Source organism: Brevibacterium sp. W7.2 (assembly GCF_018137945.1).
GTDB lineage: Bacteria > Actinomycetota > Actinomycetes > Actinomycetales > Brevibacteriaceae > Brevibacterium > Brevibacterium sanguinis.
Window position 1 is genome coordinate 2,672,779 of sequence record NZ_CP073089.1, and the last position, 16,637, is coordinate 2,689,415.

The window sequence follows — 16,637 nt, forward strand, 5'->3', positions numbered from 1 at the left end:
GATCTGGAACGGGACTGCCGCCTGCGGCAGGACCCCGTCACCGAGGCGGTCTCAGAGTCCCGATTCGGCGCCGAGGATCGCGGCGAGCGCGTCGAAGGCGATGCGCCGGTGCGAACGCGCGTTCTTCTCCTCCGGCGTCATCTCGGCGGCACTGATCTCCGACCCGCTGGGGACGAAGATCGGGTCGTAGCCGAAACCGCCGTCGCCGGCCGGAGCGGTCGCCAGGTGCCCGGGCATGACGCCCTCGGTGACGAATTCGCGTCCGTCGGGGGTGACGGCGGCGGCCGCGCAGCGGAACTGGGCGCCGCGGTGCTCGGCGGCGATGTCGGACAGCTGGGCGAGGAGGAGCTCGAGGTTCGCGGCGTCGTCTCCGTGCCGGCCGGCCCAGCGGGCGGAGAAGATGCCCGGGGCCCCGCCGAGGACATCGACGGCGATGCCGGAGTCATCGGCGATCGCCGTCCTCCCGGTGGCCCGCGCCGCGGCCCGGGCCTTGATGAGCGCGTTCTCCTCGAACGTCACCCCGGTCTCGGCGACATCGGGCAGGCCCGCCTCGGCGGCGGTGAGCACCGTGGTGTCCTCACCGAGGACGGGCAGGAGGATGGAGAGGAGCTCGCGCTTCTTCTTCTCGTTGTGGGTGGCGAGGACGAACGTCGTCATCGGCCGAGCACTTCGGCCTGGAGTTCGGTGAGGTCCGCACAGCCCTTCGCAGCGAGGTCGAGGAGGGCACCGAGTTCGTCCCGGTCGAACGGGGCGCCTTCGGCGGTGCCCTGGACCTCGACGAACTTGCCCGACCCGGTCATGACGACGTTCATGTCGGTCTCGGCCGTCGAGTCCTCGACGTAGGGCAGGTCGAGGACGGGCTTGCCCTCGACGATGCCGACGCTGATCGCGGCGACGGAGTCGATGAGCGGGCGGTTCGCGGCCGGGATGATGCCGCTCGAGCGTCCGCGCTCGATGGCATCGGCCATCGCGACGTAGGCGCCGGTGATCGACGCGGTGCGGGTGCCGCCGTCGGCTTGGAGGACGTCGCAGTCGAGGACGAGGGTGTTCTCCCCGAGCTTCGTCATGTCGATGACGGCGCGCAGGCTGCGGCCGATGAGGCGGGAGATCTCATGGGTGCGGCCCCCGAGCTTGCCCTTGACGGATTCGCGGGTGCTGCGGGAGTCCGTGGCGCGCGGGAGCATCGCGTACTCCGCGGTCACCCAGCCGCGGCCCTGGCCCTTGAGCCAGCGGGGCACGCCCTCGGTGAGCGAGGCCGCGCACAGGACGCGGGTGTTGCCGAACTCGATGAGCGCCGAGCCCTCGGCCGTGGTGATCCAGTTACGGGTGATCTTCACATCGCGGAGTTCGTCTGCCTGTCGTCCGTCGGCACGCGTCATGGTTCGTCCGTCCTCAGTCTCGGTGGATGGTGGCTGGGTGTTCGATGGCTCTGTGGGTTGTGGCTCTGCGGGTGGTGGCTGATCGGGCGTCGGCGGAGTCGGCAATGGGTGGCGAGAACGCCTCACACGGTCCACCAGGCTCCGGGCTTCGCGAGTTCGATGGGTCCACGGTACTCGCCTGCGGCTTCGCCGCGGACGATCGTGCAGTTCGTCCACACCGGGATGTGGGTGAGCACGAGCGACTTGACGTCGGCGGTCGCTGCGACCCGACCGGCGCGGCGACCGGTGAGGTGGACGCCGCGCACGGTGTCCCGGCCCTCCTGGAAGGCGGCTTCGCAGAGGAAGAGGTCAGCGCCTGCGGCAGCGGCGACGAGGTTGTCGCATTCGTCGGTGTCGGCGGAGTAGACGAGCACCCGGCCGGCGGCATCGGTGATCCGCAGCGCGTAGGTCTCGACGGGATGGGCGACGAGGAAGGCCTCGACGGTGAGCGACCCGATGGTCATCACGGCCCGGTCGTCGAGGTCGACGAACTCGAAGGGCCGGCCGAAGTCGGTGTCCTCGCAGCCCTCTGCGACCGGGGATTTGCCCGGCGGCGTCTGGTAGGCCCGGGTCAGCCGCTCTTTCGCCCCGGCCGGGGCGAGGACGGTCGTGCGGGTCCTGATGGTGCCGGTGTCGGTGATGTCGCCGCTGAAGAAGCGCGGGTCGTAGCAGTGCCGGACGTAGAGCCCCATCATGTCCATGCAGTGGTCGGGGTGGAGGTGGCTGAGCACGACCGCGGACACGGAGTCGAGGTCGACGGCCTGCTGGAGCGGGGTCAGCGCCCCGGATCCGAGGTCGAGCACGATCCTCGTCGGGGACTCCTCGTCGGTCTCGACGAGGTAGCAGCTGGCGGCGGATCCGGGTCCGGGGAAGGACCCGGCGGTGCCGAGGGCGGTGAGTCTCATGCGTCGTCGTCCCCCTGCATCTCCGCGAGCAGGGTCGTCGTCAGACGGTCCTGGATCCAGGTCAGGAAGTCGTAGAGGGTGAGGGTGAGCTCTTCGGATTCGTCGAGGTCGCCGCGGCGGGCGTACGTCTCCTCCTGGGCCTCCTCGGTGTCGATGCCCAGGCGCACGGCGAGGACGAGCCGCAGGTCGTTGAGTCCCTTCATCCATGCGAGGACCTCGTCGCGGGTCAGGGTGATCGCGGCTCCGCGGCGCAGGCCCATGAGGATGATCCGCACGTTGTGCGCCTTCGCCTGGGCGAGGTCGAACTCGGTGAGGCGGCGGAACTCCGCGGACCGCTCCTCGTCGAGGGGGTCGACGTCGGGGAAGAGGCGGAGCAGGGCCGGGTCGTCGGGTCGGGGCCGTTCGATGAGGCCGAGGCGGGCCTCCCAGTTCTCCGAATCGGGGCGGCTGTCCTCATCGCCGTCCTCGGTCTCCTCGGTCAGGAGTGCGGCGAGGTCGGTGAAGACGGTGAGCATGAGGGAACGTTCGTTGTCCTCGAGTCTGAGGACGACGTCGTCCCCTCGAGCATCTATCGCGGCCATGCGTCAGTCGGATCCTGTATCTGGTTGGCACGCGGCCCACAGGCCGAATTCGTGCATCGCTTGGGTGTCGCGCTCCATCTCCTCGCGTCCGCCGGTGGCGACGACGGAGCGTCCGTTCTCGTGGACTTCGAGCATGAGCGTGTGCGCCTTCTCCGCGGAATAGCCGAAGTAGCTCTGGAAGACGTAGCTGACGTAGCTCATGAGATTGACCGGGTCGTTGAAGACGACGGTCTTCCATGGTCGGGCCCTGTCCTGGTCGGTCCGCTCCCGGACATCGGGCTCGAGGACAGGGGTCGTTGGATTGCTCACGTTTCCACAATACGGCAGATCGCCGAGGCTGTCGTGACGTAAGATCGCGCCTATGAGTGATCTCACACGCACCGGTTCCACTGCGTTCTTCACCGATCAGTACGAATTGACGATGGTGCAGGCCGCCTTGAGATCCGGAGCTGCTCACCGCCGCAGCCTCTTCGAGGTCTTCGGCCGCAGCCTTCCCGCCGGACGCCGCTACGGCGTCGTCGCCGGCACCGGTCGCATCCTCGAGATGCTCGGGGACTTCCGCTTCGACGATGAGCAGCTGAGCTTCCTCAGCCGTGAGCAGATCGTCGACAGGGAGACCATCGACTGGCTCGCGAACTACCGGTTCACCGGCACGATCCGCGGATATGCCGAAGGCGAGATCTACTTCCCGGGCTCACCGCTGCTGACGATCGAGGCGAGCTTCGCCGAGGGCGTCATCTTGGAGACCCTCATCCTCTCCGCGCTCAACTACGACTGCGCGGTCGCCTCGGCGGCCTCCCGCATGGCGCAGGCCGCCGGTGATCGTCCGTGCGCGGAGATGGGCGGGAGGCGGACGAACGAGCATGCCGCGGTCGCTGCCGCCCGCGCGGCCGTCATCGGCGGGTTCTCCTCGACGTCGAACCTCGCCGCGGGCCTCGAATACGGCCTGCCGACGATCGGCACGTCGGCCCATTCGTTCACGCTCCTCCACGACTCCGAACGCGAGGCGTTCGCCGCACAGCTGTCGTCACTGGGCACCGAGACGACGCTGCTCCTCGACACCTACGACGTCGAGGAGGCGCTGCGGACGGCGATCGACCTCGCCGGCGACCGCCTCGGCGGGGTCCGCATCGACTCGGGCGACCTCATCGAGCAGGCCAGCGAGGTGCGGGCAGGCCTCGACCGCCTCGGCGCGACGGATACGACGATCACGGTGACGAGCGACCTCGACGAGTATGCGATCGCCGCTCTCGCGGCCTCCCCCGTCGACGCGTACGGTGTCGGCACGCGGGTCGTCACCGGGTCAGGGGCACCGGCGGCGGGACTCGTCTACAAGCTCGTGGCCCGCGCCGACGAAGCGGGGACGTGGACGGCGGTGGCGAAGAACTCCAGCGGCAAGCCCTCCCGCGGCGGTCACAAGGAGGCCAGGCGCCTCATCGATGGGGCGATCGCCGTCGAGGAGGCCGTCGGCATTCCCGACCTGCCCGCCGATCTCGACGACGGCAGGCACCTGTCGGTCGACCTCGTCGTCGCCGGTGAGGTCGACGAGTCGTTCACCGGTCCCGGCGGGGTGAAGAAGGCGTGCGCCCGCCACGACGAGTCGCTGGCCGAGCTGCCGCGGTCGGCCCGCCGCCTCCAGGACGGCGAGCCGGCGATTCCCACGGTCTTCTACGCGAACTGAGGCCGCGTCACTTCTTGCCGATGAACCAGCCCTGAAGCTTCTTGATCCGCGCCTGGATCTGCTCACGGGTGGCCTGGGCGACCGCCGGGCCGCCGCACGCCTTGCGGAGTTCGACGTGGACGTTCTTGTGCGGGGTGCCGGTCCGCCGCGACCACGCGCCGACGAGGCTCTGGAGCTGATCGCGCTCCTCCTTCATCGCCCGGTGCTCGAGTTCGCTGGTGTGGACCTCCGCCGCGGGCGGGGCCGCCGCGGTCTTCCGCTGCGCCTGCCTGGCCTGCTGGGTGCGCAGCAGCTCGTGGACCTGTTCGGGTTCGAGGAGGCCGGGGATGCCGATGAAGTCGAGTTCGTCCTCGGAGCCGATCGCGCCGCCGGTGCCGAACTCACCGCCGTCGAAGAGCACCCGGTCGAAGAGCGCCTCGGCGCCGAGGGCTTCGAACGACCCGAGCTGATCGGATGCGCCCTCGTTGCGGTTGGCCTGTTCGAGGGCCTGATCGTCGAAGACGACGACGTCGTTCTCGTCCTCGTTGCGCGGCCGGTCGAGGGCGTGGTCGCGTTCGACCTCCATCGTGTTGGCCAGGGCGAGGAGGATCGGGACCGAAGGCAGGAACACCGAGGCGGTCTCCCCGCGTTTGCGGGCGCGCACGAAGCGGCCGATGGCCTGCGCGAAGAAGAGCGGGGTCGACGACGAGGTCGCGTAGACGCCGACGCACAGGCGCGGGACGTCGACGCCTTCGGAGACCATGCGCACGGCGACCATCCACCGGTCCGTCGAGTTCTGGAACTCCTCGATGCGCGCCGAGGCGCCGGCTTCGTCGGAGAGGACGACGGTGGGCCTCTCCCCAGTGAGTTCGCGCAGCACCTTCGCATAGGCGCGCGCGGCATCCTGGTCGGTGGCGATGACGAGGCCGCCGGCGTCGGGGACGGTGCGGCGGACCTCGGTGAGCCGGATGTCGGCGGCCTTGAGCACGGCGGGGATCCAGTCGCCGGCGGGATCGAGCGCGGTCCGCCAGGCCTGGGAGTTGATGTCCTTCGTCGTCTCCTCGCCGAGGACGTGCGACATCTCGTCTCCGGCCTTCGTCCGCCAGGACATCGCACCGGCGTAGGCGAGGAAGAGGACGGGACGGACGACGGAGTCCTTGAGTGCGCGGCCGTAGCCGTACGAGTAGTCGGCGACGGAGGTGCGGATGCCCTCGGCGTCGGGGGCATAGGTGACGAACGGGATCGGCGAGGTGTCCGACCGGAACGGGGTGCCGGTCAGCGACAGGCGCCGCACCGCCGGGCCGAAGGCCTCTCGCACGGCGTCGCCCCAGGACAGGGCGTCACCGGCGTGGTGGACCTCGTCGAGGATGACGAGGGTGCGCCCGGCAGCGGTCCGGTTGTGGTGGAGCGCCGGCTTCGCGGCGACCTGAGCGTAGGTGAGGGCGACGCCGTGGTATCCGGGGGCGTGCTTGCCCTGCGAGTTCTTGAAGTGCGGGTCGAGTTTGATGCCGACGCGCGCGGCCGAATCGGCCCACTGGACCTTGAGGTGTTCAGTGGGTGCGACGACGGTGACGCGGTTGACGACGCGCTGGGCGAGGAGCTCGGCGGCCAGGCGCAGCGCGAACGTCGTCTTGCCGGCGCCCGGGGTCGCCACAGCGAGGAAGTCCTTGGGCTGATCCCGGAAGTAGAGGTCGAGGGCCTCGGCCTGCCATGCGCGCAGTTTGCCGGCCGTTCCCCACGCTGCGCGCTCGGGGAAGGCCGGTGGGAGCTGTTCGGCGGCGGAGGTCCCTGGGAGACGTTCCGCGGCCATCTACTCCTTGGGTCCTTCAGGCATCGATTCGAAGATCTCTTTGCACTTGGGGCAGACGGGGAAGCGCTCGGGGTCCCGGCTCGGTACCCACACCTTTCCGCACAGGGCGATGAGCGGGGTGCCCGTGACCATGGACTCCATGATCTTGTCCTTGGGCGCGTAGTGGCTGTACCGTTCGTGGTCACCGGGTTCGACAAGCTGCTCGCTCTGCTCGCGCTCGATCGTCGCCGAACCGCCTGTAGCTGGATAGGTCATGGCTCCATTGTAGTTCCCTAGAATGAGAACCATGGATCGGTCCCACGAGTATTCGCTCACAGAGCGCTACCGCGAGCTCAGTGACGACATCGCCGCCGCCGTCGCCGTGGTCTCGGCCAGGCGCGGGCAGGCGGCGCACGCGATCACCGTCGACTCGTTCCTCGATGTCTCCTATGATCCGCCGACGATGGCGGTGAGCATCTACTCGGGGTCGCGGATGATGGAGACCTTGGAGATGAGCGACCATTTCGCGATCTCCGTCCTCGCCTCCGATCAGCGGGATCTCTCCGAGCGCCTCGGCGCCTCGGGTCAGCCGCTCTACGGCGCGCTCGGAGGGATCGGGAACTTCCCCGCTCCGCGGTCGGGACAGCCAGTGCTCGACGGCGCGATCGCCTGGTTCGAGCTCCGGCTCACCGACATCCTCGCAGTCGCCACCCACAGTCTCGTCGTCGGGGAGGTCATCGCCCTCGGCGCCGGTGCCGACAGCGGCAAGTCGCAGCCGCTGCTGCGGTGGCGCAAGGCCTACGGCACGATCGGCCCCCGCTGATCCTCCCCTCTCCGTACCGCGATGGGTGCGCGACACGTCGCTGCCGGCACGCGGAGTCCCCTTCCGGCACGCTGACCCCCCTCGGGGTCCCTGAGCCTTAGACTCGGGGCATGGACTTGGCAGCGATCTGGCCGCCCTTCGGGCTGCGCATCACGATGGGAACGATGGAGCTCACGCCGACGCGAGAGTCCGACTATCCCGAACTCGCGGAGATCGCCCGTGGTGGAGTCCGACGTGACGATGCGCCGGCGTTCCTCGTCGACTGGGATTCGGGAACCGATGAGGAGATCGCGAAGAACATCGCTCACTTCCAGTGGGCCACTCGGGCGAACTTCTCACAGCAGGAGTGGACGATCGAGTTCACCGTCCGAGTCGACGGACGGGTCATCGGCCTGCAGGGCATCACCGGCAAGGACTTCCTCGCCACGAAGTCGGTGACGACAGGATCGTGGTTGGCACGGGTCGAGCAGGGTCAGGGGTATGGGACGCAGATGCGTCGTGCCGTCGTCACCGCCTTCGCCGAGAACTTCGACGTCGAGGTCTTCCATACCGCGCATATCGACGGCAACGATGCGAGTCGCCGGGTCTCGGAGAAGCTCGGCTATTCTCCGAACGGGCAGAAGCGCATCGTCGTCCAGGACGGCAACGCGCACACGGAGCATCAGTTGGTGCTGCCGGCTGCCGACATCATCCGCGGGCCCGAGCCGGTCGAGGTCACCGGCACCGAGGCAGTCCGCCGTTTCCTCGGACTCGACACCCCGACCTGAACGCAGCAGGCACCACCGCCGGCCCGAAGCCCGATCCGATGGGTGAATGCAAAAAGTGGGGACCTCACCAGTCCCCCACCACCACACCAACCGGCCCGACACTCGGTCCGGTGCGTGAATGCAAAAAAGGGAGGGAACCCTGGTCCAACCAATTGTTGAACCAGGATCCCCTCCCCCAAAGAATATTGCGGCAGTCACTTACTCTCCCACAACCACCAAGTTGCAGTACCATCAGCATGACATGGGCTTAGCTACCGGGATCGGAACGGTTAACCGGGCGTTTCCCCACCACTATCACCACCGCAAAACCAACCAACCACCCACACACACTTACCTGTGTGTGGTAATGGTCCAAGAACCGCACAGCGAACGCGAACACCACACAGTGGTCTCATCAAAAACCCGTTGTAACTTTCCCGCACACACCAACCCCGAAAGGGTTGTGTGAGTGATCGGCGTATTAGTACCAGTCAACTCCACACATTGCTGTGCTTCCATACCCGGCCTATCAACCCAGTGTTCTCCTGGGCACCTCCCCCCACAAAATGGGATGGAAATCTCATCTCGGAGCAGGCTTCCCGCTTAGATGCTTTCAGCGGTTATCCTTCCCGAACGTAGCCAACCAGCCATGCACCTGGCGGTACAACTGGCACACCAGAGGTTCGTCCGTCCCGGTCCTCTCGTACTAAGGACAGCCCTCCACAAATTTCCTACGCACGCAGCGGATAGGGACCGAACTGTCTCACGACGTTCTAAACCCAGCTCGCGTACCGCTTTAATGGGCGAACAGCCCAACCCTTGGGACCGACTCCAGCCCCAGGATGCGACGAGCCGACATCGAGGTGCCAAACCATGCCGTCGATATGGACTCTTGGGCAAGATCAGCCTGTTATCCCCGAGGTACCTTTTATCCGTTGAGCGACCACGCTTCCACAAGCCATGGCCGGGTCACTAGTCCCAGCTTTCGCTCCTGCTCGACACGTCCGTCTCACAGTCAAGCTCCCTTGTGCACTTACACTCGACACCTGATTGCCAACCAGGCTGAGGGAACCTTTGGGCGCCTCCGTTACTCTTTAGGAGGCAACCGCCCCAGTTAAACTACCCATCAGGCACTGTCCCTGAACCCGATCAGGGTCCGAAGTTAAGGAATCCAGAATGGTCAGAGTGGTATTTCACTTGCCGACTCCACCCGATCTGGCGACCAGGCTTCAACATCTCCCACCTATCCTACACAAACCACACCGAAGCCCAATACCAAACTATAGTGAAGGTCTCGGGGTCTTTCCGTCCTGCTGCGCGTAACGAGCATCTTTACTCGTAATGCAATTTCGCCGAGTTCGTGGTTGAGACAGCAGAGAAGTCGTTACGCCATTCGTGCAGGTCGGAACTTACCCGACAAGGAATTTCGCTACCTTAGGATGGTTATAGTTACCACCGCCGTTTACTGGGGCTTAAATTCTCCGCTTCACCCTTACGGGTTAACGGGTCCTCTTAACCTTCCAGCACCGGGCAGGCGTCAGTCCGTATACATCGACTTACATCTTCGCACGGACCTGTGTTTTTAATAAACAGTCGCTTCTCTCTGGCCTCTGCGACCACCACCAGCTCCACACCGCGTGGGTGTTTCACCAGGATGGCCCCCCTTCTCCCGAAGTTACGGGGGCATTTTGCCGAGTTCCTTAACCACGATTCTCTCGATCACCTTAGTATTCTCTACCTGACCACCTGTGTCGGTTATAGGGTACGGGCAACACACACCCTCACGTCGATGCTTTTCTCGGCAGCAGAGGATCACCAGATCACCCCACCATTGTGGGGCGCCCATCAGCTCTCACACTCGTGTGGGGACGGATTTGCCTACCCCCACGTGCTACGACCTTAGACCACGACAACCATCGCGTGGCCTGGCTACCTTTCTGCGTCACACCTCACGCTGACCGACTCCACACTCAGGTCCTCGCCCACAATGCCAACCAGGCACCCGAAGGCACCACGGGCACGCGGGGGAGTTAGTGTCATGTGTTTTGGTATTGTCGGTTGTGTGTCGGTACCAGAATATCAACTGGTTGTCCATCGACTACGCCTGTCGGCCTCGCCTTAGGTCCCGACTTACCCAGGGCGGATTAGCCTAGCCCTGGAACCCTTGGTCATCCGGTGGACGGGTTTCTCACCCGTCTTTCGCTACTCATGCCTGCATTCTCACTCGTGACGCCTCCACCACTCGTTCACACGGCGACTTCACTGGCGACACGACGCTCCCCTACCCAACACCACACCATTACGGCTATCTGTGGTGCTGCCACAACTTCGGCGGTGTACTTAGCCCCGCTACATTATCGGCGCTCAATCACTTGACCAGTGAGCTATTACGCACTCTTTCAAGGGTGGCTGCTTCTAAGCCAACCTCCTGGTTGTCTTCGCAACTGAACATCCTTTCCCACTCAGCACACGCTTAGGGGCCTTAGTTGATGGTCTGGGCTGTTTCCCTCTCGACAATGAAGCTTATCCCCCACTGTCTCACTGCCACGCTGAACCTTACCGGCATTCGGAGTTTAGTTGACGTCAGTAACCCGGTGGGGCCCATCAGCCATCCAGTAGCTCTACCTCCGGCAAGAACCACGCAACGCTGCACCTAAATGCATTTCGGGGAGAACCAGCTATCACAGAGTTTGATTGGCCTTTCACCCCTAACCACAGGTCATCCCCTCCATTTTCAACTGAAGTGGGTGCGGGCCTCCACAACATCTTACTGCTGCTTCACCCTGCCCATGGCTAGATCACTCCGCTTCGGGTCTAGGACACGCGACTGATATCGCCCTGTTCGGACTCGCTTTCGCTACGGCTACCCCACACGGGTTAACCTCGCCACGCACCGCTAACTCGCAGGCTCATTCTTCAAAAGGCACGCCATCACCACAACCAATGGTGGCTCTGACGGATTGTAAGCACATGGTTTCAGGTACTCTTTCACTCCCCTCCCGGGGTACTTTTCACCATTCCCTCACGGTACTGATCCGCTATCGGTCATCAGGAAGTATTTAGCCTTACCAGGTGGTCCTGGCAGATTCACACGGAATTCCACGAGTTCCGTGCTACTCGGGGACATGCATCACACCGGGGTGACCTGTTTCGTCTACGGGACTCTCACCCACTGCGGTCCTGTTTCCCACCAGGTTCGACTACAGATCACACACATCAGCGTCTCGGTCATGCTGAACCGAACACACACACCCCACAACACCCAAACAGCAACACCAGCACGCTCTCACACTGTCAGGGTTTAGGCTCATCCAGTTTCGCTCGCCACTACTCCCGGAATCATTCTTATTTTCTCTTCCTACGGGTACTGAGATGTTTCACTTCCCCGCGTTCCCTCCACACACCCTATATATTCAGATGCGGGTCACCACACTCACATGTGGCGGGGTTTCCCCATTCGGACATCCTCGGATCACAGCCCGTTTATCGGCTCCCCGAGGCTTATCGCAGATTTCCACGTCCTTCATCGGCTCCTGATGCCAAGGCATCCACCATGCGCTCTTACACACTCACACACCACCCGATCCGGGTGGTTATGTGTGTGTGCGCGAAAATATCACACTAAGAATTTTTGACTCAAAGAAAATCACACTACACACCAGCCAAAAGGCTGGTGCTTGATGCTCGCGTCCACTATACGATTCTCAAACCACTACCAAACACCACCCCACACCAGGCAGCAGTACTGCCAGCAGCGGGTTGGGTTGGGGCCTGTGGAACCACACTTGCGGTTCCAGGACCCAACAGCGTGCTCGTTCTATCCGCCACCCACACCACCGTCACCCGAGGCACATCACCCCGACAACGCTGGTTGGACGAGCGACAAATGTGATGTTCCACCCTTGAGCAGCCCACCCGAACCACGATCGGGTTCTGATCGGTGGGCACCATACTGGTGTGCTCCTTAGAAAGGAGGTGATCCAGCCGCACCTTCCGGTACGGCTACCTTGTTACGACTTAGTCCCAATCACCAGTCCCACCTTAGACGGCCCCCTCCAGAAAACTGGTTAGGCCACCGGCTTCGGGTGTTACCGACTTTCGTGACTTGACGGGCGGTGTGTACAAGGCCCGGGAACGTATTCACCGCAGCGTTGCTGATCTGCGATTACTAGCGACTCCGACTTCACGTAGTCGAATTGCAGACTACGATCCGAACTGAGACTGGCTTTAAGGGATTCGCTGACCCTCACGGGTTCGCTTCTCTTTGTACCAGCCATTGTAGCATGCGTGAAGCCCAAGACATAAAGGGCATGATGATTTGACGTCATCCCCACCTTCCTCCGAGTTGACCCCGGCAGTCTCCTATGAGTTCCCACCATCACGTGCTGGCAACATAGAACGAGGGTTGCGCTCGTTGCGGGACTTAACCCAACATCTCACGACACGAGCTGACGACAACCATGCACCACCTGTACACCAACCCCAAAGGGGAAGACCTGTTTCCAGCCGGTCTGGTGTATGTCAAGCCTTGGTAAGGTTCTTCGCGTTGCATCGAATTAATCCGCATGCTCCGCCGCTTGTGCGGGCCCCCGTCAATTCCTTTGAGTTTTAGCCTTGCGACCGTACTCCCCAGGCGGGGCACTTAATGCGTTAGCTACGGCGCGGAGAACGTGGAATGTCCCCCACACCTAGTGCCCAACGTTTACGGCATGGACTACCAGGGTATCTAATCCTGTTCGCTCCCCATGCTTTCGCTCCTCAGTGTCAGTTACAGCCCAGAGTCCCGCCTTCGCCACCGGTGTTCCTCCTGATATCTGCGCATTTCACCGCTACACCAGGAATTCCAGACTCCCCTACTGCACTCTAGTCAGCCCGTACCCACTGCACGCGCAACGTTAAGCGTTGCGTTTCCACAGCAGACGTGACCAACCACCTACGAGCTCTTTACGCCCAATAATTCCGGACAACGCTCGTACCCTACGTATTACCGCGGCTGCTGGCACGTAGTTAGCCGGTACTTCTTCTGCAGGTACCGTCACTTTCGCTTCTTCCCTGCTGAAAGCGGTTTACAACCCGAAGGCCGTCATCCCGCACGCTGCGTCGCTGCATCAGGGTTTCCCCCATTGTGCAATATTCCCCACTGCTGCCTCCCGTAGGAGTCTGGGCCGTGTCTCAGTCCCAGTGTGGCCGGTCGCCCTCTCAGGCCGGCTACCCGTCGTCGTCTTGGTGAGCCATTACCTCACCAACAAACTGATAGGCCGCGAGCCCATCCCCAACCGAAAAAACTTTCCACCATCCCACATGCGTGGGACGGTCGTATCCGGTATTAGACCCAGTTTCCCGGGCTTATCCCGAAGTCAGGGGCAGGTTACTCACGTGTTACTCACCCGTTCGCCACTCATCCACCCCAGCAAGCTGGGGCTTCAGCGTTCGACTTGCATGTGTTAAGCACGCAGCCAGCGTTCGTCCTGAGCCAGGATCAAACTCTCCATAAAAAATTCTTTACTTCAGTGATCCCGGCAAGACAGTCACCACGCCCACGGGGGTGGACACGGTGACCCATACCACCACAACCCAGGCAATGGGTCATGGTGTGGTTGTCTTACCAGAAAAAATTTTCTGGCATCACATTGTTCAAACAAACACGCTATTGGATTCTCAAACCACAAACACACACCCAACCATCACACGAAACATTTTCCGCGTGATCAACCGGGGGCATCCACAGGATTTGGTACTCTTCGCCTTGCGGCCCGCCGTACCAGCGGATCTCTACTCTACAGTGTCTCATCGATGTCCGCAACCCGGAGTTCACCTCCGCGTCACTTGGATCGAAATCCATCTGAAGCGTTCGCTGTGGCCCATTGGGCCGGCAGCTCGATCTACTCTACACCACCGGGATCGGCGCCCACAAGGGGCAGAATGCCGTTCGGAGGGTGATCTCGCTCACCGCTCCAACGAGCCCCCGCACCTCGCGGGATTCCGGCGGTCCAGCGTCCTCAGGCGACCGGCTCGATGAGGGCCGGGGAGTCGTTGCGGACGTTGCCGACGGCCTTGCCGACCCGGTGCTTCGTCACGCTCGCGGGATCGACCTGGGCGAGCGTGGCCGCCAGCAGGTCGGGGACCTCGCCGCTCGGCAGCGCCGGATTCATCCAGTCGTCGATGTGGTCACGACCGAGGAACACCGGCATCCGGTCGTGGACGTCGCGGAGATGACCGGCCGATTCCATCGTGAGGATCGACGTCGACACGAGCCAGGAGTCGTCGGGCTGCTTCCAGAACTCGAAGAGCCCCGCCATGAAGAGCGGGTCCTGGCCTGCCGCCGACATCATCCACGGCTGCTTGCCGTCCTCGGTGACCTCCCACTCGTAGTAGCCCGGGATGGGAAGGGCACACCGCCGGCGCTTGATCGCCTGCCGGAACATCGGCTTCTCGAGCACCGTCTCCGAGCGCGCGTTGAAGGCCTTGAACCCGATCGCCCGGTCCTTCGCCCAGCTGGGCACGAGTCCCCACGACGCCGCTTCGAGGCGGCGGGTGAGCTGTCCGTCGTCGTCGAGGCGCTCGACGACGATGGGGATGTCGGCACCCGGAGGAACGTTGTACCGCGGGGTGTAGTCGTAGGAGACGACGTCGAGGCGGAGCTCGTCGGCGAGGTCCGCCGGGTCAGATGACAGGTTGAGTCGACCGCACATGCGCCAATCCTCTCACTTCACTACACTGTCGACAATGGCGCCGGAGAAGAGCACAGCGGTACGGTTCGATCCCATCGAGGAGTCACGGAAGCAGTGGCTCGCGCACGGCTGGGATGAGGCCGCGGACGGCATGAACACCGTCATCTCCGTGATGCGCGTCCACCAGCTCTTCCTCGCGATGGTCGACGCCGCGCTCAAGCCCTTCTCCCTGACGTTCTCGCGCTACGAGGTGCTCACTCTGCTCTCGTTCACGAAGTCCGGCACCCTGCCGATGTCGAAGATCTCCGCGCGCCTCCAGGTCCACGCGACGTCGACGACGAACTCCGTCGATCGCCTCGAGAAGGCCGGCCTCGTCCGTCGCCGCAGCCATCCCGACGACCGCCGGACCACGCTCGTCGACCTCACCGAGGCCGGTCGCGAGCTCGCCGCCCGCGCCACCTCGGCGCTCAATGACGAGGTCTTCACGTCCCCTGCCGTCTCCGGCACCGATGGAGGCGAGCTCCTCCCCCACCTCGAGGCGCTGCGGGTGCGCCTCGAAGACCCCGCCTGATTCGCCTGCTGCACTCCTGAGTCCACCGAGCTCCGGAACTCTGCCCGACTCCGGAACTCTGCCCGGCTCCGGAACTCTGCCTGACACCAGAACTCTGCCGGGACTCCCCCACCGCCCTCCCGGACCGCGCTCTGCTCTCCGCTCTCTGCTCTCCGCTCACCACCAGGTGAGAGCGGCCTCGGGGCAATTAGTTGGACGTCCTAGTAAATTCTCCGTATCCTGATGACAATGCCGTGCCCGTGATCGCGGTCACCCCGCCCACCCCGCACGAGCGCACCACCGCTCACCCGTCATCCTGGAGGAACCATGTCCCGCAGCACTGTGACTGCCCTGCCGTTCGGCCTCACCGAGGAGCAGCAGACGATCTCTGCCATGGTCCGCGACTTCGCCGACACGGAGATCGCCCCCTACGCACTCGACTGGGATGCCAACCACCACTTCCCCGTCGACGTCATCAGGAAGTCGGCGGAACTCGGCATGGGCGGCATCTACGTCCGTGAGGAGTCCGGCGGCACCGGGATGGGCCGGATGGATGCGGCCCTGATCTTCGAGGCGATGTCGACCGGCTGCCCGTCGGTGGCCGCCTACATCTCGATCCACAACATGGTCGCGTGGATGATCGACAAGTACGGCAATGAGGAGCAGAAGGAGAGGTACCTCCTCCCGCTCGTCTCGATGGAGCACCTCGGCAGCTACTGCCTCACCGAACCCAACGCCGGCTCCGATGCCGGTGCCCTGCGCACCTCGGCGCGCGAGGACGGCGACCACTTCGTCCTCAACGGCGTCAAGCAGTTCATCTCCGGCGCCGGGTCGACCGACACCTACCTCGTCATGGCCCGCACCGGGCAGGACGGCGCCCGCGGGATCTCCGCGTTCATCCTCGAGAAGGGGATGGAGGGACTGAGCTTCGGTGTCAACGAGCAGAAGATGGGCTGGCGCGCCCAGCCGACCCGCCAGGTCATCATGGAGAACGTCCGAGTGCCGAAGGAGAACATGCTCGGCGACCTCGGTCAGGGCTTCAAGATCGCGATGTCCGGCCTCGACGGCGGCCGCCTCAACATCGGGGCGTGCTCGCTCGGCGGCGGGCAGTCCGCGCTCGAGAAGGCCATCGACTACATGGGCGAGCGCCAGGCCTTCGGCACCGAGCTCACCGGCTTCCAGGCGCTGCGCTTCGAGGTCGCGGAGATGCAGACGAAGCTCGAAGCCGCACGCTCCCTCCTGTGGCGGGCCGCGAACGCCTACGACGCGGGCGACCCGAACACGTCCCTGCTCTCGGCGATGGCGAAGCTCACCGCCACCGACACCGGCTTCGACGTCGCCAATCGGGCCCTCCAGCTCCACGGCGGCTACGGGTATCTGACAGAGTATGGGATTGAGAAGCTGGTTCGCGACCTGCGCGTCCACCAGATTCTGGAAGGCACCAACGAAATCATGCGCGTGATCATCTCGCGCAAGAGCACAGGAGTGGGCTGA

General features: G+C 64.0%; 13 protein-coding genes and 3 rRNA genes. 5 read left to right on the forward strand and 11 right to left on the reverse strand.

Features of this window, described 5'->3' with window-relative positions; genetic code table 11:
• Positions 1–51: 51 nt before the first annotated feature.
• The 5 genes from rdgB to clpS form a co-directional block, all read right to left on the reverse strand.
• Entirely contained in the window at positions 52–657 is a 606-nt protein-coding gene (gene rdgB, locus J9315_RS12020) for an RdgB/HAM1 family non-canonical purine NTP pyrophosphatase (RefSeq protein WP_211977950.1), read from the reverse strand.
• Positions 654–1,379, reverse strand: a complete 726-nt coding sequence (gene rph / locus J9315_RS12025; protein ID WP_211977951.1) for a ribonuclease PH — start codon at positions 1,377–1,379, stop codon at positions 654–656. Before rph ends, rdgB begins: the two co-directional genes overlap by 4 nt.
• Before the next feature lie 122 nt (positions 1,380–1,501).
• Complete coding sequence (locus J9315_RS12030; RefSeq protein WP_198498240.1) at positions 1,502–2,323, reverse strand: MBL fold metallo-hydrolase; 822 nt, start codon at positions 2,321–2,323, stop codon at positions 1,502–1,504.
• Positions 2,320–2,904 (reverse strand): DUF2017 family protein, encoded by a 585-nt coding sequence (locus J9315_RS12035; RefSeq protein ID WP_198498239.1) that lies wholly within the window; start codon positions 2,902–2,904, stop codon positions 2,320–2,322. Before J9315_RS12035 ends, J9315_RS12030 begins: the two co-directional genes overlap by 4 nt.
• A gap of 3 nt (positions 2,905–2,907) precedes the next feature.
• Complete coding sequence (gene clpS / locus J9315_RS12040; protein WP_140955566.1) at positions 2,908–3,213, reverse strand: ATP-dependent Clp protease adapter ClpS; 306 nt, start codon at positions 3,211–3,213, stop codon at positions 2,908–2,910.
• A 52-nt stretch (positions 3,214–3,265) separates the two neighbouring features.
• On the opposite strand from clpS, the gene J9315_RS12045 reads away from it, so the two are divergent.
• The gene (locus J9315_RS12045; protein ID WP_211977952.1) at positions 3,266–4,585 is read left to right on the forward strand and encodes a nicotinate phosphoribosyltransferase; all 1,320 of its coding nucleotides are present in this window, start codon (positions 3,266–3,268) and stop codon (positions 4,583–4,585) included.
• A 7-nt stretch (positions 4,586–4,592) separates the two neighbouring features.
• Here J9315_RS12045 and J9315_RS12050 read toward each other — a convergent pair whose 3' ends face one another.
• Both J9315_RS12050 and J9315_RS12055 read right to left on the reverse strand, forming a co-directional pair.
• Positions 4,593–6,374, reverse strand: a complete 1,782-nt coding sequence (locus J9315_RS12050; RefSeq protein ID WP_211977953.1) for a DEAD/DEAH box helicase — start codon at positions 6,372–6,374, stop codon at positions 4,593–4,595.
• Positions 6,375–6,629 (reverse strand): DUF3039 domain-containing protein, encoded by a 255-nt coding sequence (locus J9315_RS12055; RefSeq protein WP_137826860.1) that lies wholly within the window; start codon positions 6,627–6,629, stop codon positions 6,375–6,377.
• Positions 6,630–6,660: 31 nt separating this feature from the next.
• Here J9315_RS12055 and J9315_RS12060 point away from each other — a divergent pair, with 31 nt between their 5' ends.
• Positions 6,661–7,176: a flavin reductase family protein gene (locus tag J9315_RS12060; RefSeq protein ID WP_211977954.1), complete on the forward strand. Its 516-nt coding sequence runs from the start codon at positions 6,661–6,663 to the stop codon at positions 7,174–7,176.
• 110 nt (positions 7,177–7,286) lie between these two features.
• A complete protein-coding gene (locus J9315_RS12065; RefSeq protein WP_198498235.1) occupies positions 7,287–7,943 on the forward strand; it encodes a GNAT family protein in 657 nt (218 codons plus the stop codon).
• A gap of 185 nt (positions 7,944–8,128) precedes the next feature.
• Here the strand turns inward: J9315_RS12065 and rrf are convergent.
• From rrf to J9315_RS12085, 4 genes are all read right to left on the reverse strand, one after another.
• Positions 8,129–8,248, reverse strand: a 5S ribosomal RNA gene (rrf, locus tag J9315_RS12070).
• A gap of 135 nt (positions 8,249–8,383) precedes the next feature.
• Positions 8,384–11,497: ribosomal RNA gene (locus tag J9315_RS12075) — 23S ribosomal RNA — on the reverse strand.
• Positions 11,498–11,890: 393 nt separating this feature from the next.
• Positions 11,891–13,417: ribosomal RNA gene (locus J9315_RS12080) — 16S ribosomal RNA — on the reverse strand.
• Together the 16S, 23S and 5S rRNA genes form the textbook arrangement of a ribosomal RNA operon.
• Positions 13,418–13,921: 504 nt before the next feature.
• Positions 13,922–14,614 carry an SOS response-associated peptidase gene (locus J9315_RS12085; RefSeq protein ID WP_198498234.1) on the reverse strand — a complete coding sequence of 231 codons (693 nt, stop codon included), beginning with the start codon at positions 14,612–14,614 and terminating at the stop codon, positions 13,922–13,924.
• Positions 14,615–14,648: 34 nt separating this feature from the next.
• On the opposite strand from J9315_RS12085, the gene J9315_RS12090 reads away from it, so the two are divergent.
• A complete protein-coding gene (locus tag J9315_RS12090; RefSeq protein ID WP_198498233.1) occupies positions 14,649–15,164 on the forward strand; it encodes a MarR family transcriptional regulator in 516 nt (171 codons plus the stop codon).
• 306 nt (positions 15,165–15,470) lie between these two features.
• On the forward strand, positions 15,471–16,637 hold the full coding sequence (locus J9315_RS12095) for an acyl-CoA dehydrogenase family protein (RefSeq protein ID WP_198498232.1): 1,167 nt from the start codon (positions 15,471–15,473) through the stop codon (positions 16,635–16,637).

Coding starts and splice junctions, on each gene's coding strand:
- J9315_RS12055 (WP_137826860.1), bottom strand. CDS start 6,629: ATGACCTATCCAGCTACAGGCGGTTCGGCGACGATCGAGCGCGAGCAG.
- J9315_RS12060 (WP_211977954.1), top strand. CDS start 6,661: ATGGATCGGTCCCACGAGTATTCGCTCACAGAGCGCTACCGCGAGCTC.
- J9315_RS12065 (WP_198498235.1), top strand. CDS start 7,287: ATGGACTTGGCAGCGATCTGGCCGCCCTTCGGGCTGCGCATCACGATG.
- J9315_RS12035 (WP_198498239.1), bottom strand. CDS start 2,904: ATGGCCGCGATAGATGCTCGAGGGGACGACGTCGTCCTCAGACTCGAG.
- J9315_RS12085 (WP_198498234.1), bottom strand. CDS start 14,614: ATGTGCGGTCGACTCAACCTGTCATCTGACCCGGCGGACCTCGCCGAC.
- rdgB (WP_211977950.1), bottom strand. CDS start 657: ATGACGACGTTCGTCCTCGCCACCCACAACGAGAAGAAGAAGCGCGAG.
- rph (WP_211977951.1), bottom strand. CDS start 1,379: ATGACGCGTGCCGACGGACGACAGGCAGACGAACTCCGCGATGTGAAG.
- J9315_RS12050 (WP_211977953.1), bottom strand. CDS start 6,374: ATGGCCGCGGAACGTCTCCCAGGGACCTCCGCCGCCGAACAGCTCCCA.
- J9315_RS12095 (WP_198498232.1), top strand. CDS start 15,471: ATGTCCCGCAGCACTGTGACTGCCCTGCCGTTCGGCCTCACCGAGGAG.
- J9315_RS12030 (WP_198498240.1), bottom strand. CDS start 2,323: ATGAGACTCACCGCCCTCGGCACCGCCGGGTCCTTCCCCGGACCCGGA.
- J9315_RS12045 (WP_211977952.1), top strand. CDS start 3,266: ATGAGTGATCTCACACGCACCGGTTCCACTGCGTTCTTCACCGATCAG.
- J9315_RS12090 (WP_198498233.1), top strand. CDS start 14,649: ATGGCGCCGGAGAAGAGCACAGCGGTACGGTTCGATCCCATCGAGGAG.